This window comes from Clavibacter capsici (assembly GCF_001280205.1).
In the GTDB taxonomy this organism is placed as follows: Bacteria; Actinomycetota; Actinomycetes; order Actinomycetales; family Microbacteriaceae; genus Clavibacter; species Clavibacter capsici.
In genome coordinates, this window is sequence record NZ_CP012573.1 from 1,438,145 (window position 1) to 1,455,143 (window position 16,999).

General features: G+C 73.7%; 25 protein-coding genes, 2 tRNA genes and 1 riboswitch. Of the genes, 19 read left to right on the plus strand and 8 right to left on the minus strand.

The window, feature by feature from the left end; translation table 11 throughout:
* Window positions 1–153 precede the first annotated feature (153 nt).
* The 6 genes from AES38_RS06770 (at window position 154) to AES38_RS06795 (ending at window position 4,546) form a co-directional block, all read left to right on the plus strand.
* A complete protein-coding gene (locus tag AES38_RS06770; RefSeq protein ID WP_012038119.1) occupies window positions 154–486 on the plus strand; it encodes a hypothetical protein in 333 nt (110 codons plus the stop codon).
* Between the two features lie 112 nt (window positions 487–598).
* Window positions 599–699, plus strand: a riboswitch (TPP riboswitch).
* 35 nt (window positions 700–734) lie between these two features.
* The gene (locus AES38_RS06775; protein ID WP_053774326.1) at window positions 735–1,388 is read left to right on the plus strand and encodes an ECF transporter S component; all 654 of its coding nucleotides are present in this window, start codon (window positions 735–737) and stop codon (window positions 1,386–1,388) included.
* A gap of 2 nt (window positions 1,389–1,390) precedes the next feature.
* Complete coding sequence (locus tag AES38_RS06780) at window positions 1,391–2,938, plus strand: ABC transporter ATP-binding protein (protein WP_053774327.1); 1,548 nt, start codon at window positions 1,391–1,393, stop codon at window positions 2,936–2,938.
* The gene (locus AES38_RS06785; RefSeq protein ID WP_053774328.1) at window positions 2,935–3,729 is read left to right on the plus strand and encodes an energy-coupling factor transporter transmembrane component T family protein; all 795 of its coding nucleotides are present in this window, start codon (window positions 2,935–2,937) and stop codon (window positions 3,727–3,729) included. Before AES38_RS06780 ends, AES38_RS06785 begins: the two co-directional genes overlap by 4 nt.
* A complete protein-coding gene (locus tag AES38_RS06790) occupies window positions 3,719–4,264 on the plus strand; it encodes a nucleoside/nucleotide kinase family protein (RefSeq protein ID WP_053774329.1) in 546 nt (181 codons plus the stop codon). Before AES38_RS06785 ends, AES38_RS06790 begins: the two co-directional genes overlap by 11 nt.
* A gap of 9 nt (window positions 4,265–4,273) precedes the next feature.
* On the plus strand, window positions 4,274–4,546 hold the full coding sequence (locus tag AES38_RS06795) for a hypothetical protein (protein ID WP_053774330.1): 273 nt from the start codon (window positions 4,274–4,276) through the stop codon (window positions 4,544–4,546).
* A 130-nt stretch (window positions 4,547–4,676) separates the two neighbouring features.
* Here AES38_RS06795 and AES38_RS06800 read toward each other — a convergent pair whose 3' ends face one another.
* The 3 genes from AES38_RS06800 to orn all read right to left on the minus strand — a co-directional run bounded on the left by AES38_RS06800 (window position 4,677) and on the right by orn (window position 5,917).
* The gene (locus tag AES38_RS06800) at window positions 4,677–5,027 is read right to left on the minus strand and encodes a metallopeptidase family protein (protein WP_053774331.1); all 351 of its coding nucleotides are present in this window, start codon (window positions 5,025–5,027) and stop codon (window positions 4,677–4,679) included.
* A 149-nt stretch (window positions 5,028–5,176) separates the two neighbouring features.
* Window positions 5,177–5,252, minus strand: a tRNA-His gene (locus AES38_RS06805).
* Window positions 5,253–5,296: 44 nt separating this feature from the next.
* Window positions 5,297–5,917 (minus strand): oligoribonuclease, encoded by a 621-nt coding sequence (gene orn, locus AES38_RS06810; RefSeq protein WP_053774332.1) that lies wholly within the window; start codon window positions 5,915–5,917, stop codon window positions 5,297–5,299.
* A gap of 56 nt (window positions 5,918–5,973) precedes the next feature.
* Here orn and AES38_RS06815 point away from each other — a divergent pair, with 56 nt between their 5' ends.
* The 4 genes from AES38_RS06815 to nadE all read left to right on the plus strand — a co-directional run bounded on the left by AES38_RS06815 (window position 5,974) and on the right by nadE (window position 7,488).
* A complete protein-coding gene (locus AES38_RS06815; RefSeq protein WP_053774333.1) occupies window positions 5,974–6,189 on the plus strand; it encodes an SCO4848 family membrane protein in 216 nt (71 codons plus the stop codon).
* Window positions 6,190–6,230: 41 nt separating this feature from the next.
* On the plus strand, window positions 6,231–6,539 hold the full coding sequence (locus tag AES38_RS06820; protein WP_244629256.1) for a thioredoxin family protein: 309 nt from the start codon (window positions 6,231–6,233) through the stop codon (window positions 6,537–6,539).
* Between the two features lie 14 nt (window positions 6,540–6,553).
* A tRNA-Arg gene (locus AES38_RS06825) sits at window positions 6,554–6,629 on the plus strand.
* A gap of 37 nt (window positions 6,630–6,666) precedes the next feature.
* Window positions 6,667–7,488, plus strand: coding sequence for an NAD(+) synthase (gene nadE, locus AES38_RS06830; RefSeq protein ID WP_053774334.1), 822 nt, complete (start codon window positions 6,667–6,669; stop codon window positions 7,486–7,488).
* A gap of 71 nt (window positions 7,489–7,559) precedes the next feature.
* Here nadE and AES38_RS06835 read toward each other — a convergent pair whose 3' ends face one another.
* Together AES38_RS06835 and AES38_RS06840 are read right to left on the minus strand one after the other, a co-directional pair.
* Window positions 7,560–8,267 (minus strand): hypothetical protein, encoded by a 708-nt coding sequence (locus AES38_RS06835; protein WP_053774335.1) that lies wholly within the window; start codon window positions 8,265–8,267, stop codon window positions 7,560–7,562.
* An 84-nt stretch (window positions 8,268–8,351) separates the two neighbouring features.
* Window positions 8,352–8,588 (minus strand): hypothetical protein, encoded by a 237-nt coding sequence (locus AES38_RS06840; RefSeq protein ID WP_053774336.1) that lies wholly within the window; start codon window positions 8,586–8,588, stop codon window positions 8,352–8,354.
* Window positions 8,589–8,758: 170 nt separating this feature from the next.
* Between AES38_RS06840 and msrA the strand changes: the two genes are divergently transcribed.
* The 8 genes from msrA (at window position 8,759) to AES38_RS06875 (ending at window position 13,407) form a co-directional block, all read left to right on the plus strand.
* Window positions 8,759–9,286 carry a peptide-methionine (S)-S-oxide reductase MsrA gene (gene msrA, locus AES38_RS06845; RefSeq protein ID WP_053774337.1) on the plus strand — a complete coding sequence of 176 codons (528 nt, stop codon included), beginning with the start codon at window positions 8,759–8,761 and terminating at the stop codon, window positions 9,284–9,286.
* Window positions 9,287–9,392: 106 nt separating this feature from the next.
* Entirely contained in the window at window positions 9,393–9,617 is a 225-nt protein-coding gene (locus AES38_RS06850) for a hypothetical protein (RefSeq protein ID WP_242430956.1), read from the plus strand.
* A 131-nt stretch (window positions 9,618–9,748) separates the two neighbouring features.
* Window positions 9,749–10,153 carry a hypothetical protein gene (locus AES38_RS06855; RefSeq protein ID WP_157883513.1) on the plus strand — a complete coding sequence of 135 codons (405 nt, stop codon included), beginning with the start codon at window positions 9,749–9,751 and terminating at the stop codon, window positions 10,151–10,153.
* Window positions 10,150–10,542, plus strand: coding sequence for a MarR family winged helix-turn-helix transcriptional regulator (locus tag AES38_RS06860; protein ID WP_256998882.1), 393 nt, complete (start codon window positions 10,150–10,152; stop codon window positions 10,540–10,542). The genes AES38_RS06855 and AES38_RS06860 overlap by 4 nt, the downstream gene beginning before the upstream one ends.
* Window positions 10,527–10,706, plus strand: a complete 180-nt coding sequence (locus AES38_RS16290) for a hypothetical protein (RefSeq protein WP_256998883.1) — start codon at window positions 10,527–10,529, stop codon at window positions 10,704–10,706. The genes AES38_RS06860 and AES38_RS16290 overlap by 16 nt, the downstream gene beginning before the upstream one ends.
* Window positions 10,703–11,176: a DUF6993 domain-containing protein gene (locus AES38_RS06865; RefSeq protein WP_053774339.1), complete on the plus strand. Its 474-nt coding sequence runs from the start codon at window positions 10,703–10,705 to the stop codon at window positions 11,174–11,176. Before AES38_RS16290 ends, AES38_RS06865 begins: the two co-directional genes overlap by 4 nt.
* A 64-nt stretch (window positions 11,177–11,240) precedes the next feature.
* Window positions 11,241–12,923, plus strand: a complete 1,683-nt coding sequence (gene ettA / locus AES38_RS06870; protein ID WP_053774340.1) for an energy-dependent translational throttle protein EttA — start codon at window positions 11,241–11,243, stop codon at window positions 12,921–12,923.
* Window positions 12,924–12,927: 4 nt separating this feature from the next.
* Complete coding sequence (locus AES38_RS06875; protein WP_053774341.1) at window positions 12,928–13,407, plus strand: acyl-CoA thioesterase; 480 nt, start codon at window positions 12,928–12,930, stop codon at window positions 13,405–13,407.
* A gap of 6 nt (window positions 13,408–13,413) precedes the next feature.
* Here the strand turns inward: AES38_RS06875 and AES38_RS06880 are convergent, their stop codons facing one another.
* Window positions 13,414–14,319: an acyl-CoA thioesterase gene (locus AES38_RS06880; RefSeq protein WP_053774342.1), complete on the minus strand. Its 906-nt coding sequence runs from the start codon at window positions 14,317–14,319 to the stop codon at window positions 13,414–13,416.
* 82 nt (window positions 14,320–14,401) lie between these two features.
* Between AES38_RS06880 and AES38_RS06885 the strand changes: the two genes are divergently transcribed.
* The gene (locus AES38_RS06885; RefSeq protein WP_053774343.1) at window positions 14,402–15,097 is read left to right on the plus strand and encodes a DUF8185 domain-containing protein; all 696 of its coding nucleotides are present in this window, start codon (window positions 14,402–14,404) and stop codon (window positions 15,095–15,097) included.
* Between the two features lie 55 nt (window positions 15,098–15,152).
* Here the strand turns inward: AES38_RS06885 and AES38_RS06890 are convergent, their stop codons facing one another.
* Together AES38_RS06890 and AES38_RS06895 are read right to left on the minus strand one after the other, a co-directional pair.
* The gene (locus tag AES38_RS06890; protein WP_053774344.1) at window positions 15,153–15,548 is read right to left on the minus strand and encodes a globin; all 396 of its coding nucleotides are present in this window, start codon (window positions 15,546–15,548) and stop codon (window positions 15,153–15,155) included.
* Window positions 15,548–16,855, minus strand: a complete 1,308-nt coding sequence (locus AES38_RS06895; protein ID WP_053774345.1) for a mechanosensitive ion channel family protein — start codon at window positions 16,853–16,855, stop codon at window positions 15,548–15,550. Before AES38_RS06895 ends, AES38_RS06890 begins: the two co-directional genes overlap by 1 nt.
* Window positions 16,856–16,999 lie beyond the last annotated feature (144 nt).

A 16,999-nucleotide genomic window follows, 5' to 3' on the forward strand; every position in this document is an offset into this window, starting at 1 on the left:
GGGGTCCGTCGGGGGCGGGGCAGGCGGTGGATCCGCAGCTGCCGCAGCGGCGGGGGAGGCCGGATGCGACGCGGCGACGCACCAGGGGCGAGGCTACCGCGAGCGCGCGGATCGCCCCGCATCCGCGGGTCGCCGCGGGGTACGGTGGGACGCATGACCAACCTCGTCGCACAGCTCGCAGAGAACGTGAAGAACGCCGGAGTGGGGACGGTCTACGGCGACCCCCTCGACATCGACGGCTCGACCATCGTGCCGGTGGCATTCGCCTGGTACGGCTTCGGCGGGGGCAGCGACCTCCCCGACTCCGACGGCAACGTCGCGGGCGGCGGCGGGGGCGGCGGCGCCACCTGGCCGATCGGCGCCTACATCGCCACCGACGGCGAGGTGCGGTTCCAGCCGAACGTCATCGCGCTGCTCGCGGTCGCCACTCCCGTCATCTGGATCTCCGGCAAGGTCCTCGTCAAGCTCATCAAGACGCTCAAGTAGCGCCCTCTCTCACGACCACCGCGGAGCGCGGGTGCCCTCGGGCGCCCGCGCTCCCGTGCGTCCGGGGTCGTGCGTCCCGGGCGCGTCGTCCCCGCGCTAGGATCACCGTGAACACGGGAGTCCGGTGAGCCGGGCTGAGAGGAAGATCCCCAATCTTCGACCGTCGAACCTGATCTGGATCATGCCAGCGCAGGGAGGCTTTCATCTCGTACCCGTGCCCTCTTCCACGAACCAGAAGGGCACGACCAGTGACCGCATCACCCTCGTCCACCGCACCCGCCGCCTCCGTCGCCGCCGACGCCCGGACCCCCCGGTCCGGCCTGCGCGCGCGGTGGCGCGTCATCGACATCGTCGTCGCGAGCGTCCTCGGCGTCGCGTCCGGCGTCGTCTTCGTCATCTGGAACACCGCGTCGGTGCCGGTCGGCGGCTTCTTCGAGCCGCTCCTGCCGGGCCTGCAGGCCCTCGCGGGCGGCGGCTGGCTGTTCGCCGGCGTCCTCACGGGCATCGTGATCAGGAAGCCCGGCGCCGCGCTGTACGGCGAGCTGCTCGCCGCGTTCGTCTCGATGCTCGTCGGCAACGTCTGGGGCGTCGGCACGCTGCTCTCGGGCCTCACGCAGGGCCTCGGCGCGGAGCTCGTGCTGCTCGTGTTCCTCTACGCGAACTGGCGCGCCTACGTCGCCGTCCTCGCGGGGATGGGCGCGGGGCTCGGCATGGCCATCACCGACCTCATCACCTACTACCCGGGCTCCACGCCGCTGTTCGCCACGATCTACACCGTCGCCGCGCTCGTGTCGGGTGCCGTCATCGCCGGGCTGCTGTCGTGGCTCGTCGCGCGGGCGCTCGCCCGCACCGGCGCCCTGTCGCGCTTCGCCTCGGGCCGCGACACCGCGGCCCGCGTCTGACCGTGCGGCGGCCCGGGCGCCGTCCGACCGCTCCGCGCGCGGCCCTCGCCGGCCCGGACGCGTCCGTCGACGCGGCGGGCGGCGCATCCGTCCGGGCGTCCGGCTGGGGCTGGCGGCACGCCGGCCGGAGCGCCTGGGCCGTGCGCGACGTCGACCTCGTGATCGAGCCGGGGGAGCGCGTGCTCCTGCTCGGAGCTTCGGGAGCGGGCAAGACCACGCTCATGCACGCGCTGGCCGGCGTCCTCGGCGGCGACGACGAGGGCGAGACCCGCGGATCGCTGCTCGTCGACGGGCACGATCCGGCCGCGCGGCGCGGTCGGGCCGGGCTCGTGCTGCAGGATCCGGACGCGCAGGTGATCCTCTCCCGCGTCGGCGACGACGTGGCCTTCGGCTGCGAGAACCTCGGCGTGCCGCGCGAGGAGATCTGGGTCCGCGTCCGCCACGCCCTGGACGCCGTGGGGCTCGACGTGGCCCTCGACCGTTCGACCACCGCGCTCTCCGGCGGGCAGAAGCAGCGTCTCGCCCTCGCCGGCGTGCTCGCCATGCGGCCCGGACTCCTCCTGCTCGACGAGCCGACCGCGAACCTCGATCCCGGGGGCGTCGCCGAGGTGCGGCGCGCGGTCGAGTCGGTCGTCGCCACCACGGGCGCGACGCTCGTCGTGATCGAGCACCGCGTGGCGGTGTGGCGGGACCTGGTCGACCGCGTCGTCGTCCTCGCGGCCGACGGCGGGGTCCTCGCCGACGGCGCGCCCGACGACGTCCTCCGCGACCAGGGCGCGTCGCTCGCCGCGTCCGGCGTGTGGGTGCCGGGCAGGGAACCGCTGGCGCCCCCGCGCGCGTCCGCCGCGCCCGTGCCCCTCGTGCGCGCCGACGACCTGGCCGTCGGCCGCGCGCGCGGCACGGTCGTGGCGGAGGCGACGGGCATCGGCCTCCGCGCCGGTCGGGTGACCGCCCTCACGGGCCCGAACGGCGGGGGCAAGAGCACCCTCGCGCTCACCCTCGGCGGCCTCCTGCCCCCGCTCGCCGGACAGGTCGTCGCCGAGGCGCGCCTGGCGGGCGGCCTCGGCCCGGATCCCGCGGCCTGGCGCTCCCGGGAGCTCGCGGCCCGCATCGGCACGGTCTTCCAGGACCCCGAGCACCAGTTCCTCGCGGGCACCGTGCGCCAGGAGCTCGAGGTCGGCCCGCGCGCCGTCGGCATGGATCCGACGGGGTCCGCGCGCCGCGTGGACGAGCTGCTCGTCCGCCTCCGCCTGGACGGGCTGGCGCGCGCCAACCCCTTCACCCTCTCCGGCGGCGAGAAGCGGCGCCTCTCGGTGGCGACCGCGCTCGCGACCGCGCCGCGCCTCCTCGTCCTCGACGAGCCGACCTTCGGGCAGGACGCGCGCACCTGGGCCGAGCTCGTCGCGCTCCTCGCCGAGCTGGTCGACCGCGACGGCGTCGGCGTCCTCGCCGTCACGCACGACGCGGACCTGGTGGAGGCCCTCGCGGACGACGTGCTGCGGCTGGACCCGGTCGCCGGCGGGCCCGCGCGCGTGGAGGTCGTCCGATGAGCGCCGCGCCCGCCGACGTGCTCCCCGCGTCGCGTGCCTCGGGCCTCGCCGCCGTCAACCCGGTCGCGCGCCTCGCGGCCGCCCTCGTGCTGACGCTCGCCCTGGTCCTCAGCCTCGACGTGGTCTCGGCGGGCGTCGCGCTCGCGCTGGAGCTGCTGCTCCTGCCCCTCACGGGCATCCGGCCGCGCGCGTTCCTCCTCCGCGGCATCCCGATCTGGATCGCGGCGCCCGGAGCCGGGCTCACGATCCTGCTGTACGGCCGCACCTCGGGCGACGTGTACGCCCAGTTCCTGCTCGTGGTGGTGAGCGAGGGATCCGTCCTCCTCGCGGTCGCGACGACGCTGCGGGTGCTCGCCATCGGGGTCGCCTCGCTCATCCTCTTCTCCGACGTGGATCCCACCGACCTCGCCGACGGCCTCGCCCAGGTGGCGCGGCTCCCGTCGCGCTTCGTGCTCGGCGCCCTCGCGGGCGTCCGCCTCGTCGGCCTGCTGCTCGACGACTGGCGCTCGCTCGAGCTGGCGCGCCGGGCCCGCGGGGTGGCCGACCGCGGCCGGATCCGCCGCTTCGCCGGCCAGGCGTTCGCGCTGCTCGTGCTGTCCATCCGCCGCGGCAGCAAGCTGGCGACCGCGATGGAGGCGCGCGGCTTCGGCGGCGCGGGCGCGCGGACGTGGGCGAGGCCCAGCGTGGTCGGTCGCCGCGAGGCCGGGGTCCTGGCCGTGGCGGTCCTGGTCGCCATCGTCGCGGTGATCGCCGCCGTCATCGCCGGGACGTGGGACTTCGTTGCGGCCTGACGCGGGGGAGCGGCGTCCGGCGCTGGTCCTCGTCGACGGTCCGTCCGGATCCGGGAAGTCGACCCTCGCCGACGCGCTCGTCCGTGACGGCGACGCCGCCGCGCTCCTCCCGCCGGGGGCGCAGCTCCTCCGCCTCGACGACGTGTACCCGGGGTGGGACGGCCTCGAGGCCGCGTCCCGGCACCTGGAGGCCGTGCTCCCGCAGATGCGGCCCGGCGGCCGCCCGCGCTGGCGTCGCTGGGACTGGGGCGCCGACGCGCCCGCCGAGTGGCACGACCTGGATCCCGCGCGCCCGCTCGTGGTGGAGGGCTGCGGATCCCTCACCCCGGTCACGGCCCGCCTGGCCACGCACCGCATCTGGGTCGAGGCCGACGACCGCGTCCGCCGCGCCCGCGCCATCGCGCGCGACGGCGAGTCCTTCGCCGTCGAGTGGGAGCGCTGGGACGCGCAGTGGCGCACGCACGTGGCCCGTGAGGATCCGCGCGGCCTGGCCGACGTCGTCGTCCGCACGGACGCCGTCGCGGCGGCCGGGTAGCCTGGGCCCATGACCGATTCCGCACCCTCCGACGTCCGCTACCTCGCCGTCTTCGCCGACGGCCCCCTCGAAGGCACCACCGAGACCCGCGTCCTCGTGGACGGCCAGCACGACGAGACCATCAGCACGATGTCGGCCGTCGAGGGCAAGGAGTCGCTGTTCCAGTACCGCGCGGGCGAGGTGTCCGAGGTCGCCGGCGAGCAGCGCGTCACCTACGCGTTCGTGGCCGACGGCAGCGACGACGTGCTCGGCGAGGGCGACGACGAGTCCCTCGAGCTCTGATCCCACCACGCGCGGCGCCTGAGCGCCGACCCGACGACCCCGGCCCGCCACGCGGCTGCCGGGGTCGTCGTGCGTCCGGGCGGTGTCCCGACGCCGCTCCCGTCGCGGTACGTCGCATGGACCGATCGGGTCAGGCCCAGCCGAGCTCGTGGAGCCGCTCGTCGTCGATCCCGTGGAAGTGGGCGATCTCGTGCACGAGCGTCACGTGCACCAGGTCACGCAGGTCGTCCATGTCCTCGGCCTCGTGCAGGTGCGGCTCCCGGTAGACGACGATGCGGTCGGGCATCTCGCCGAAGCCGTATTGGCCGCGCTCGGTCATGGCGACGCCGTCGTAGAGGCCGAGCAGGTCGAGGGATCCGTCCTCGGGCCGGTCCTCCACCACGAAGACGACGTTATCGAGCCCGCCGACCATCTCGTCCGGCAGCTCGTCGAGCTCGTCGACGACCAGGCGCTCGAAGTCGTCGGGGTCGCAGTGCAGCACGCATCCAGCCTCGCACACGCGCCCGGGGCCGCCGGCCCGAGACGTCGTGCTCGAGGAGGGCGGGCCCGAAGACGACGGCCCCGCAGAGGATGGAAGAGCCCGGAGACGACGGAAGGGCCGGGACCCTCTCGGATCCCGGCCCTTCCCGGTGGGGTGGACGACGGGGCTCGAACCCGCGACTTCCGGCTCCACAAGCCAGCGCTCTGCCAACTGAGCTACGCCCACCATGCGGCCGATCCCGCTCTCGCGGACGGCCGTGTACGAGGATACTACAGCCGCGGGGCCCACGCGGACGTCACGTCCGCGGAGATGGCCTGCACGTCCTCGGTCGCCGGGCCGGGCGCCGGCACGAAGGCCGCACGGCGGTAGTACTCCAGCTCGCGGATGGACTCGAGGATGTCGGCGAGGGCGCGATGGCCGCCGTTCTTCGCGGGGGAGTTGAAGTAGACCCGGGGGAACCACTCCTTGGCGAGCACCTTGATGGAGGACACGTCCACGCTGCGGTAGTGCAGGTGGGCGTCCACGCGCGGCATGTACTTCGCCAGGAAGGCGCGGTCGGTGCCGATGGTGTTGCCCGCGATGGGCGCCTTGCCGCCGTTGGGCACGTGCTGCAGCAGGTACTCGAGCACCGCGAACTCGGCGTCGGCGAGGCTGACGCCCGCGGGGATCTCGTCGAGCAGGCCCGAGGAGCGGTGCATGTCGGTGACGAACTCGCCCATGTTGGCGAGGGCGGCCGGATCCGGGTTGATCACGATGCTGAAGCCGGCGTCGACGGGCACGAGGTCGAAGTCGGTGACGACCACCGCGACCTCCACCAGCTCGTCGATCGCGAGGTCGAGCCCCGTCATCTCGCAGTCGATCCACACCAGCCGGTCCGCGTTGTTGCCCATCCCCCGATCCTATCGGCGGGCCCGGACGCCCCATCGCCGCCGCCTACCATGGGGGAGTGATCACCCTCCTCGCCGTCCTCCTGATCGTCAACGGCGTCTGGAACGTCGTCGTCTGGCCGCAGTTCCTCACGCGCGTCGCCAAGGACCCGCGCGCCCGCGCCGCCGACGGGTCGCGCACCCCCTTCTTCACGGTGCACCTCGTGCTGGTGTCGGTCTCCCTGCTGCTCGCGCTCGTGTCGATCCTCGCCGCCGTCGCGGCCTTCGTCTCCTGATCCCCGGGGAGCCCTCCGCCAGCGCGCCGACGCCGGGCGGCGTGCGCGTCGTCATGTTCTCCTCCCTCTTCTGCGTGCCGTGCCAGGCCACCCGGCGGGTGCTCGCCGAGGTCCAGCGGCTCCTGCCGTGGCTCCCCGTCGACGAGCTCGACGTCGCCGCGCATCCCGACCGGGCCGAGGAGGAGGGCATCCGCTCCACGCCGACGATCCTGGTGCTCGCCGGCGAGCGGGAGGTGCTGCGCGCCGAGGGGGTGCCCACCGCGCCGCAGGTCCTGCAGGCGGTCGCCCGCGCGATGGACGCGACGCCGCGGGCGGCCGCTGATGCTCCCGGCCCGGCGGACCCCGCGTAGTACCCTCGTCACGACCCCCTGTAGCTCAATGGATAGAGCATCGGCCTTCTAATCCGACGGTTGCGCGTTCGAGTCGCGCCGGGGGGACCAGCTGTCGGATGCGCTTGATCAGCCGTAGATTCGACGCATGCGCGACATCCAGTCACAGATCATCGACGCCCTCGAGGTGCGTCCGACCATCGATCCCGCCGACGAGGTCCGGAAGCGCGTCGACTTCCTCAAGGCCTACCTGCGGTCCACGGGTGCGGAGGGCTTCGTCCTCGGCGTGAGCGGCGGGCAGGACTCGTCCCTCGCCGGGCGCCTCGCCCAGCTCGCCGTCGAGGAGCTCGCCGCCGAGGGGCTCCTCGCCGAGTTCGTCGCCGTCCGCCTGCCCTACGGCGTGCAGGCCGACGAGGAGGACGCGCAGCTCGCCCTCCGCTTCATCCAGCCGAAGTCGAGCGTCGTCTTCGACATCAAGCGCGCCGTGGACGGCTTCCAGGCGGAGTACGCCGACGCGGCCGGGCACGCGATGACCGACTTCACGAAGGGCAACGTCAAGGCGCGCTCGCGCATGATCGCCCAGTACGCGCTGGCGGGGCAGGCCCGCCTGCTCGTGATCGGCACCGACCACGCGGCCGAGGCGGTGACGGGCTTCTTCACGAAGTACGGCGACGGCGGCGCCGACGTGCTCCCGCTCACGGGCCTCACCAAGCGCCAGGGACGCGCGCTGCTCGAGCACCTGGACGCCCCCGAGCGCCTGTACCTCAAGGCGCCGACCGCCGACCTCCTCGACGAGACACCCGGCCAGACCGACGAGGCGAACCTCGGCCTCACCTACGCCGACATCGACGACTTCCTCGAGGGACGCGACGTCGACGACGAGGTCGCCGAGGCGATCGAGGCCCGGTACCGCAGCACCGAGCACAAGCGCCGCGTGCCCGCGTCGATGTTCGACGACTGGTGGCGCTGAGCCTCCCCGTCCGACATGACGACGCCCCGCACCTCGATGAGGTGCGGGGCGTCGTCACGAGCAGGGGTGGATCAGCGGCGTTCGCCCTCCGCCGTGCGCGAGTTGGCGGCCGAGGAGTAGGGGACGGGCGGGCTGTACTGCTCGTCGGGCGACTCGACGCGGCGCTCCGCGGCCGGCTGGTCGTCGGTGCCCGGACGCCACGGGACCGGGACGGGGGCGACGGCCGTGGTCTCCGCGGGTCGCGCGTCGGACCTCGCCGGCGTCGCGGAGTCGGCGGGCTGGTCGTCCTCGAACTGCCAGCGGGCGATGTCGCCCTGGAAGATCTTGCGGGCGCGGCCCGGGTGGTGCTGCCACTCGACGATGCGGTCCCGGAACTCGGCGAGCTGCGCGTCGAACTGGAAGCCGAAGCTGCCGCTGCCGCGCTTGAACTCGGTGATCTCGTGCGCGGCCCAGGTGGCGGCCGTGGCGGCGCCCTTGACGGGGAGCAGGCGGATGCGGATGTCGGCCTCGCCCGCGGCGCGGTCGGCGAGCACGCGCTCCTGTGGGGTGAGCCCGTCCCAGACCGACGCCTGGCGGGCGGCGTCGACCAGCATGCCGATGGCGGCGGCCTTCACCTCGCGGTCGTGCCGCGTGAGGATCCGCTGCGTGGCCCCGCGCGCGATGATCGCGGCGAGGACGCCGGCCACCACGATGGCGACGAAGGGGACGACGACGCCGGAGAGGAGCTGCGTGCCCCGCTCGGACGCGAGGGCATCGAGGAGATCATTCCACCACTGCATGCGGCGACCGTACCCCGGCCTCGCGCTGCCGTCGGGGAGGCGGGACGGGCGCGTCGCGGCCCGTGCCGCAGCGGGCCGCTCACCTCAGAAGCGCAGGCAGTCGACCGCGTCCTGGAAGTCCCAGAAGTCGCCGAGCGGCACAAATCCCTGCGCATCCCGGCGGAGGCGCTTCGCGCGGAAGCGCTCGCCCTGCGGCTCGTGCATGCGCTCGACGTAGCCGAGCACCGCGCCGTCCGGCCGGGTGACCCGCAGGAGCCCGTCGTGGAGCTCGCGCACCTGCACGGCCGCGCGCGACAGGGGGGTGTAGGTGATGCTGGGCATGGTGTCCTCCGTCCGCGTGCCGCCGGCCCGGCGGTGTCTCGATGTCCCCGAAGCTACGGGCGACCACCGACATCGGACCGGCGTGGAATGGGCGACGGTGCATGACGGTTCCCTCCCATGTCGACCGCCGCGGACCTCGCGCGCATCGACGGGAAGTAGGTTCATCTCTCATGCAGACATTCATCCTCGCCGGCGGCTGCTTCTGGTGCCTCGATGCGGTGTACCGCACCCTCGACGGCGTCCAGGACGTCATCTCCGGATACATCGGCGGCCACACCGCCCACCCCTCCTACGACGCCGTGTGCACGGGCGCGACCGGGCACGCCGAGGCGGTGAAGGTGGTCTTCGACGAGGAGGTCATCCCCGCCGACGTCATCCTCGACGTGTTCTTCACGCTGCACGACCCGCGCCAGCTCAACCGCCAGGGCGCCGACGTCGGCACCCAGTACCGCTCGGCCATGTTCCCCGCGGACGCGGAGCAGGAGCAGCTGTTCCGCGACGCGATCTCCCGTGCCGGCGAGCTGTGGGACGGCGCCCCCGTCACCACGATCGAGCCGGTCGGCACCTGGTACGACGCGGAGGACTACCACCAGGACTTCTTCGCGAAGAACCCGGGGCAGGGGTACTGCAACGCGGTCGCCGTGCCCAAGGTGAACAAGGTGCGGAAGTCGTTCGCGCAGTACGTGCGCGCCGCCTGATCCACCGCCCCTCGACGCCCCGCGGCCTTCACGGCCGCGGGGCGTCGGCGTACCATCGGCACGTCCGGGCGACGGAGCCCGGGGAGGAGAGGCGACGACGATGTCGATGACCACCAGCACGACCACGAGCGGCATCCCGCGCACCGCGGGCAAGACCTGGGTGGCCTTCGGGGCCACGGGGGCACTCGCCTCCATCCACTCGCACGAGGACGGCTACGAGGTGCGCGCGCTGCACCGCGGCGTCGTCGCGGGCACCTACCCCACCCTCGAGATCGCGAAGTCGGCCCTGCGCGCGAGCCAGCACGACGACATCCGCTTCCAGGAGCACTGAGCCCGCGGCTCCTCCCCAGCCGGGCGCGGCGGCGGTACCACCCGGGCGACCCCGCGTCGCCACGTCCTCGGCGGCCGACGGGGCACGCTGCACCCGCGGTCGCGATCCTGCGCGGCCGCGGGAAGGACGGCATGGCGGAGGCGGACCGAGGGGGCGCGGGCGCGGGGCCCGACGGATCCGAGGGGCGCCTCGCGCCCGTCGCCCTGCGCGGGCGACTCCTGCGACCGGTCGCTGGCATCCGGACCGCCGAGGGGTGGGAGGTCGCGAGCCTCCTCGTCGGCGGGCACGACGGGGACGGGCTCCCGGACCCGCCCCTCGTGCCGGGCGTGCTCGCGACGTGCACGGGCGCCGCCGCGTCCGTGGGCCTGGCGGGGCTATCGGTCGGCGACGAGGTGATCGTCGCCGGGGTCCTGCGCGCGCGCCGGGCGGGACGCCCCGAGGACGACGCGGTGGAGCTCGAGGCGGACGCCGTGCTGGCCCGCCCTCGGACGGGTGCCGCCGTCACCGCGACCGCGGCCCGTAGGATCGCACCATGAGCGGATCCCCCCGGTGGCTCGAGCCGGATCAGCAGCGCGCCTGGCGGACCGTCATCGTCGCGCTGAACCACGTCACCGAGCGCATCGAGCGCGAGCTGCTCCGGGATGCCGGCATGCCGCACGCCTACTACATGATCCTCGTCCGGCTCTCGGAGGCGGAGTCCGGGGCCCTGCCGATGAGCGTGCTCGCGCGGGCGCTCCAGGCCTCGGCGAGCCGCACCTCGCACGCCGTCACGCGGCTCGAGCAGCTCGGGTGGGTGCGCCGCACGAAGTCCCCGCGCGACGGGCGGAGCCTCCTCGCCGAGCTCACCGACGAGGCCGTGCGACCCTGGAGGCGGCAGCCCCCGGGCACGCGGAGGAGGTCCTCCGCACCGTGTTCGACCCCCTGACCGCCGAGCAGACCTCCCAGCTCGAGACCATCGCCCGGGATATCCTCGCCAACATGAGCCCCTCCTCCCTCGGAGCCGGCCGGGGGAGCGCCGGCGGCGACGACCTGGCCATCCCCTCCGCCCCCGAGCCCGCCCGCGTCGGCGCGGACGAGTCCGCCGCGTGATCCGCGCCCCCCGCGCCCTCGCGGCGCCCGTGCTCCTCGCCGCGCTCCTGCTGTCGGCGTGCACGCAGGCGCCTGCTCCCCTCGAGCCGACGACGTCCGCCGCGGCGCCCACCCCCGACGCGGAGCCCACCCCCTCCGCCGCGCCCACGGTCGACCCCGCCGGCACGGCCGAGGCGAACCTCCCCGCCTTCCAGGCGGCCGCGGCCGCGGTGGTCGCTGCCGACCCGAACGCCCAGGGACGCGACCTCGTCGACGCGCTCGTCGCCGCGGGCTTCCCGAAGGAGCGCATGGAGGTGACGGCCGACCGCACGCCGCTCGGCAACTCCGTCGACTCGATCCTCGTGTCCGTGCACATGGCGGACGCCTGCCTCATCGGGCAGCGCGCCCAGGACGGCCTCAGCGCCCACGCGGAGCCGGCGCTCTCGTCGGGCCGCTGCCTGGTGGGCCAGACCCGCCCCATCGACTGGTGACGCGGGTCCCGGGCGGCCGTCGGACGGCATCCGGGGACCGGCGGCACTGAATAGACTCGCTGGCATGGCTGAATACATCTACTCGATGGTCCGCGCCCGGAAGGCGGTCGGCGACAAGCTGATCCTCGACGACGTCACCATGTCGTTCATCCCCGGCGCCAAGATCGGCGTCGTCGGACCGAACGGCGCGGGCAAGTCGACGATCCTGAAGATCATGGCGGGGCTCGACACCCCCAGCAACGGCGAGGCCAAGCTCTCGCCCGGCTACTCCGTCGGCATCCTCATGCAGGAGCCCGAGCTGGACGAGTCGAAGACGGTCCTCGAGAACGTGCAGGAGGGCGTCGGCCCCATCAAGGCGCAGATCGACCGCTTCAACGAGATCTCGGCGGCCATGGCCGAGCCCGACGCGGACTTCGACACGCTGCTCGCCGAGATGGGCACGCTGCAGGAGGCCATCGACGCCGCCGACGCGTGGGACCTCGACTCGCAGCTCGAGCAGGCCATGGACGCGCTGCGCACCCCGCCGGGCGACGCCTCGGTCGCGAACCTGTCGGGCGGTGAGAAGCGCCGCGTCGCGCTCTGCAAGCTGCTGCTGCAGAAGCCCGACCTGCTGCTCCTCGACGAGCCCACCAACCACCTCGACGCCGAGAGCGTGCTCTGGCTCGAGCAGCACCTCTCCAAGTACCCCGGCGCCGTCCTCGCCGTGACCCACGACCGGTACTTCCTCGACCACGTGGCCGAGTGGATCGCCGAGGTCGACCGCGGGCGCCTCTACCCGTACGAGGGCAACTACTCCACCTACCTCGAGAAGAAGCAGGAGCGCCTCAGCGTCCAGGGCAAGAAGGACGCGAAGCTCTCCAAGCGCCTCGCCGAGGAGCTCGACTGGGTGCGCAGCAACGCGAAGGGGCGCCAGGCGAAGTCCAAGGCGCGCCTCGCCCGCTACGAGGAGATGGTGACCGAGGCGGAGCGCACGAGGAAGCTGGACTTCGAGGAGATCCAGATCCCCGTCGGCCCGCGCCTCGGCTCGCAGGTCATCGACGCCCGCAAGCTGCACAAGCAGTTCGGCGAGCGGGTCCTCATCGACGACCTCTCCTTCACGCTCCCGCGCAACGGCATCGTCGGCGTCATCGGCCCGAACGGCGTCGGCAAGACCACGCTCTTCAAGACCATCGTCGGCTTCGAGCCGCTCGACGGCGGCGACCTCAAGGTCGGCGACACGGTCGACATCTCCTACGTCGACCAGAGCCGCGGCGGCATCGACCCGGAGAAGTCGCTGTTCGAGGTCGTCTCCGACGGCCAGGACTACATCCAGGTCGGCAAGCAGGAGGTGCCGGCCCGTGCCTACGTGTCCACCTTCGGCTTCAAGGGACCGGACCAGCAGAAGAAGGCCGGGATCCTCTCCGGCGGCGAGCGCAACCGCCTGAACCTCGCGCTGACGCTCAAGCAGGGCGGCAACCTGCTGCTCCTCGACGAGCCCACCAACGACCTGGACGTCGAGACCCTCGGCAGCCTGGAGAACGCGCTGCTCGAGTTCCCCGGCTGCGCCGTGGTCATCACCCACGACCGGTGGTTCCTCGACCGGATCGCGACGCACATCCTGGCCTACGAGGGCACGGAGGAGGACCCGGCGAACTGGTACTGGTTCGAGGGCAACTTCGAGTCCTACGAGCAGAACAAGATCGAGCGCATGGGCCCGGACGCCGCGAAGCCGCACCGCTCCGCGTACCGCAAGCTCACCCGCGACTGATCCCGTGACCCGGGTCCACGTCCCCGTCCACCTCCGGTGGGCCGACCTCGACGCCTACGACCACGTCAACAACGTGGAGGTGCTCCGGCTCCTGGAGGAGGCGCGCGTCCGCGCCTTCTGGCGGGGCGACGACGACGGCGACGGCGTGGACCCGGGGATGGCGCTCATCGACGCGTCCGCCGGCGCGAGCACCATGACGATGATCGCCCGGCAGGAGGTCGAGTACCTCCTGCCCATCTCCTACGGGCGCCGGCCGCTCGACGTGCAGGTGTGGCTGGGGCGCCTCGGCGGATCCAGCCTGGAGGCCTGCTACGAGCTGTGGACGCCCGTGGGCGTCGAGCCGGCGGCCCTGTACGCGCGCGCGTCGTCGACGATCGTGCTCGTCGACTCGGACACCGGGCGTCCGCGCCGGATCACGGACGACGAGCGCGCCGCGTGGGCCGCCTACGTCGAGGAGCCCGTTACCTTCAGCCGCCGCGGCTGATCCAGGTCAGGCGCGGGGCCCGGCGGGCACGCGGACCATGCCCTCCTGCGCGACGCTCGCGAGCAGCACGCCGTCGCGCGAGTAGATCCGGCCGAGGGAGAGGCCGCGGCCGCCCTGCGCGCTGGTGGACTCCTGCACGTAGAGCATCCACTCGTCGGCGCGGCCGAAGCGGTGGAACCACATGGCGTGGTCGAGGCTCGCGGCCTTGATGCCGGGCGTCGCCCAGGAGAGGCCGTGGCGCCGGTAGATGGACTCGAGGATCGAGTAGTCGCTCGCGTAGGCGAGGGACGCGAGGTGCACGGCCGGGTCGTCGGGCAGGCGGCCGATGGCGCGGATCCACACGGCCTGGTGCGCGACGCGCTCCTCGGCGGCGCCGAAGTAGACGGGCTGCTCGACGTGGCGCATGTCGAAGGGGCGGTCGTTCGCCCAGTGCGCCGCGACCGGGTGGTCGATGCGGGAGAGCACGTCGCGCGCGCTCGGCAGCGACTCCGGCTCCGGGATGCCCTCGGGCATCGGGGCCTGGTGCTCGAGGCCGTCGTCGGCGTCCTGGAACGACGCGATCATCGAGAGGATGGGTCGGCCGTCCTGGTAGGCCTGCGTGCGGCGCGTGGAGAACGAGCGGCCGTCGTGGATCCGGTCGACCGAGAACGTGATGGGCTTCGTGACGTCGCCGGGCCGGAGGAAGTAGCCGTGCATGCTGTGCGGACGGCGGTCGGGCTCGGTGGTGCGCATGGCCGCGACGAGCGACTGCGCGAGCACCTGCCCGCCGAAGACGCGGCCCATGGGCATCCACTGCGAGGGGCCGGTGGAGATGTCCTCGCTCGTGCGGGCGCCGGTGTCGGTGAGGTCGAGGGCCGTGAGGAGGCCGGCGAGCGGGCCGTCGTCCGGGATGTCGGATGCGTGGTCAGTCATGGGTCCTCCGCCTGGCGGGCCGGCCTCGGGTGGCCGGGCGCCCGGCGGATCGCGCAGGCGCATCCAGTAGCTTAGACAGGCCATGACGCCCTCCTTCGCCCTCCGCGACGCCCTCGCCCTCGGCGACCTGCAGACCTTCCTCGGCCGCTCCGCGCGCGTCGACGACGGGGCCGTGCGGCTCATCGGATCCGGGGGAGTGCTCGCCGTCTACACCTCGGTGCTGCAGCCGGCCGGACTCCTCGACCGGTCGCCCACCGTGCTCGGCCTCCGCACCTTCGCCGCCGAGACGCAGGCGCCCGTGGACAGCGTGGTGTCGATCCGCGCGCTGCTCGACCGCCTGGCGCGCCTCGAGGGGCCCGCCACCGGGTCCCCGGCCGAGCCGGTCGGCGTGCTCGTGCCGCCGGACACCGCGACCGCGCCGTGGGCGGGCATCTCCCCGCCGCGCGCCGGATGGGAGCGCGTCGCCGACGTGCCCGCCGGGGTCCTGCGCGAGGCGGCGCGGGCGGGCATCGACGAGGTGGCGGCCGCCGTGCCCTCGGGGATCGGCGAGCAGATCGTCGCGCGCGTGCGCGGAGAGGTGTGGGGGCGCCCCGTGGACGGCGCGCCCGACGTGGTCGCCGGCGGTGCGTTCGCGGCCCTCAGCCTCGGGTTCCTCGGACCTGATCCGGCGCCCGACGCGGAGGTCGACGACGGGGAGGCGCCCGTCGCCGTGTTCCGCGCGGGGCCGTGGACGCGGCTCACCACGACCCGCGGGCACGTGCTGATCCGGCGGCTCTAGCCCGCGCGACGCCCCGGCATCCGCCGCGAGCGCGCTCCGGAGCGCACGACGCCCGTCAGGACTCGTCGAACGTGTTGACCATGGCGTGGGCGGCGCGCTCGAGGTAGTCCCACAGCTGCTCCTCGTGCAGGGGCGAGAGGTCGAGCGAGTCGACGGCGACGCGCATGTGCGCGAGCCAGCGGTCGCGCGCGTCGGGGTTGACGCGGAACGGCATGTGCCGCATCCGCAGGCGCGGGTGGCCGCGCTCGTCGCTGTAGGTCGTCGGCCCGCCCCAGTACTGCTCGAGGAACCCGGTGAGGCGCTGGATGGCTCCCTCGAGGTCCTCCTCCGGGTACATGGCGACGAGGACCGGATCCTCGGCCACCCCGCGGTAGAACTCGCGGACCAGCTTCTCGAAGGTGGGTCGTCCGCCGACGTCGTCGTAGAACGAGTTCGCGAGCAGGTCGGCCATCAGGACCCCTCGGGCGGCGTGGTGGGCTTCCGTGGCGGGCGCGGCGCGCGCGGCGGCTTCGCGGGCGCGGCGTCGGGCTGGCCGGCGGCGGTGCCCGACGTGGATCCGTCGGCGGGGGCGTCCGGCGTCTCCTCGGCCGGGACGGTCCAGGTCGCGGTGACCTCGTCCTCGTCGACCGGGTCGGCGGCGCGGCCGTCCTGCGCGGGGATCATCTGCGTGGCGCGGGGGTCGGGCCGGGTGCCCGCGGCACCGCGGACGACGGGGGAGGCGGCCGCGTCGGTCGTCGGCGCGGGCGGGCGCTGCGCGGCCTTGCGCGCGGCGCGCTTCCGCGGCGCGGGGGCCTCGGCCTGCTGCACCGGCGTCGGGACCGTGCGCGGAGGGTGCGCGCCGCCGACGCTGGCCGCGCTGTCGAAGCCCGTGAGGACGACGGCGGTGAGCGACGGGAGCGTGACGCCCATCGCGTCGAGGGCGGCCTTGAGGCGCCCGCGCAGCTCGCGGGAGACGTCGTCGCGCGCGTTGCTCCGGGTCTTCACGACGATGCGGATCACCACGGCCGACTCGGAGATGGACTCGATGCCCCACAGCTCCGGCTTCTCGACGATGCGCGAGCGCCACTTGGGCGTCGTGGCGAGCTCGGTGGCGGTCGCGAGCATGCGCTCCTGCACGGCCTGCACGTCGGTGTCGTAGGGCACCGCGAGGTCGATGACGACGCGCGCCCAGCCCTGCGACATGTTGCCGACGCGGAGGATCTCGCCGTTGCGGACGAACCAGAGCGTGCCGTTGACGTCGCGGAGGGTCGTGATGCGGATGCCCACGGTCTCGACGACGCCCGTCGCCGGTCCCACGTCGACCACGTCGCCGACGCCGAGCTGGTCCTCCACGACCATGAACAGGCCGTTGAGGATGTCCTTGACGATGTTCTGCGCGCCGAAGCCGAGGCCGGCACCGAGGGCGGCGGTGAGGAGGGCGAGGGAGCTGAGCGCTCCGGGAAGCGCGATGTTGATGACGAGGGAGAGCACGATCACGACGATGACGACGGTCGTGATGTTGCTGAGGACGCTGCCCAAGGTGCGCGTGCGTTGCACGACGCGCACGGCGGTGAGGGGGGACGCCTGGATGGACTGCGTGTCGTCGACGTTCTGACGCTTCTTGACGCCCGAGACGATCTGGTCGACCGTGTTGCGGATGACGACGAGCAGGATCCAGCGGGCGATGACGCCGCCGACGAGGACCACCACCACCTGGATCAGCGTGCCCCAGGTGGAGAAGAACGACCCGTCGCCGCAGCACACCATGCTCAGGTCCATCGCGACGCGCTTCCGAGGGGGAGGAGGAGAGGGGAGGTCATCCGCACGAGTGTAGCGGCGGCCCCCTCGACCGGTCCTGGGTCCCCACGTCGGAGCCGGACGGCCCGACGAGCGGGACGCCGAGGGGGACGGCCGCGTGCGCGA

What these genes read in the sequence shown, in the direction of transcription:
- AES38_RS06770 (WP_012038119.1), top strand. Translation starts at nt 154, where the DNA reads ATGACCAACCTCGTCGCACAGCTCGCAGAGAACGTGAAGAACGCCGGA.
- orn (WP_053774332.1), bottom strand. Translation starts at nt 5,917, where the DNA reads ATGGGCAACAACGCGGACCGGCTGGTGTGGATCGACTGCGAGATGACG.
- ettA (WP_053774340.1), top strand. Translation starts at nt 11,241, where the DNA reads ATGGCTGAATACATCTACTCGATGGTCCGCGCCCGGAAGGCGGTCGGC.
- msrA (WP_053774337.1), top strand. Translation starts at nt 8,759, where the DNA reads ATGCAGACATTCATCCTCGCCGGCGGCTGCTTCTGGTGCCTCGATGCG.
- AES38_RS06840 (WP_053774336.1), bottom strand. Translation starts at nt 8,588, where the DNA reads ATGCCCAGCATCACCTACACCCCCCTGTCGCGCGCGGCCGTGCAGGTG.
- nadE (WP_053774334.1), top strand. Translation starts at nt 6,667, where the DNA reads ATGCGCGACATCCAGTCACAGATCATCGACGCCCTCGAGGTGCGTCCG.
- AES38_RS06885 (WP_053774343.1), top strand. Translation starts at nt 14,402, where the DNA reads ATGACGCCCTCCTTCGCCCTCCGCGACGCCCTCGCCCTCGGCGACCTG.
- AES38_RS06795 (WP_053774330.1), top strand. Translation starts at nt 4,274, where the DNA reads ATGACCGATTCCGCACCCTCCGACGTCCGCTACCTCGCCGTCTTCGCC.
- AES38_RS06890 (WP_053774344.1), bottom strand. Translation starts at nt 15,548, where the DNA reads ATGGCCGACCTGCTCGCGAACTCGTTCTACGACGACGTCGGCGGACGA.
- AES38_RS06860 (WP_256998882.1), top strand. Translation starts at nt 10,150, where the DNA reads ATGAGCGGATCCCCCCGGTGGCTCGAGCCGGATCAGCAGCGCGCCTGG.
- AES38_RS06855 (WP_157883513.1), top strand. Translation starts at nt 9,749, where the DNA reads ATGGCGGAGGCGGACCGAGGGGGCGCGGGCGCGGGGCCCGACGGATCC.
- AES38_RS06835 (WP_053774335.1), bottom strand. Translation starts at nt 8,267, where the DNA reads ATGCAGTGGTGGAATGATCTCCTCGATGCCCTCGCGTCCGAGCGGGGC.
- AES38_RS06850 (WP_242430956.1), top strand. Translation starts at nt 9,393, where the DNA reads ATGACCACCAGCACGACCACGAGCGGCATCCCGCGCACCGCGGGCAAG.
- AES38_RS06880 (WP_053774342.1), bottom strand. Translation starts at nt 14,319, where the DNA reads ATGACTGACCACGCATCCGACATCCCGGACGACGGCCCGCTCGCCGGC.
- AES38_RS06785 (WP_053774328.1), top strand. Translation starts at nt 2,935, where the DNA reads ATGAGCGCCGCGCCCGCCGACGTGCTCCCCGCGTCGCGTGCCTCGGGC.
- AES38_RS06895 (WP_053774345.1), bottom strand. Translation starts at nt 16,855, where the DNA reads ATGGACCTGAGCATGGTGTGCTGCGGCGACGGGTCGTTCTTCTCCACC.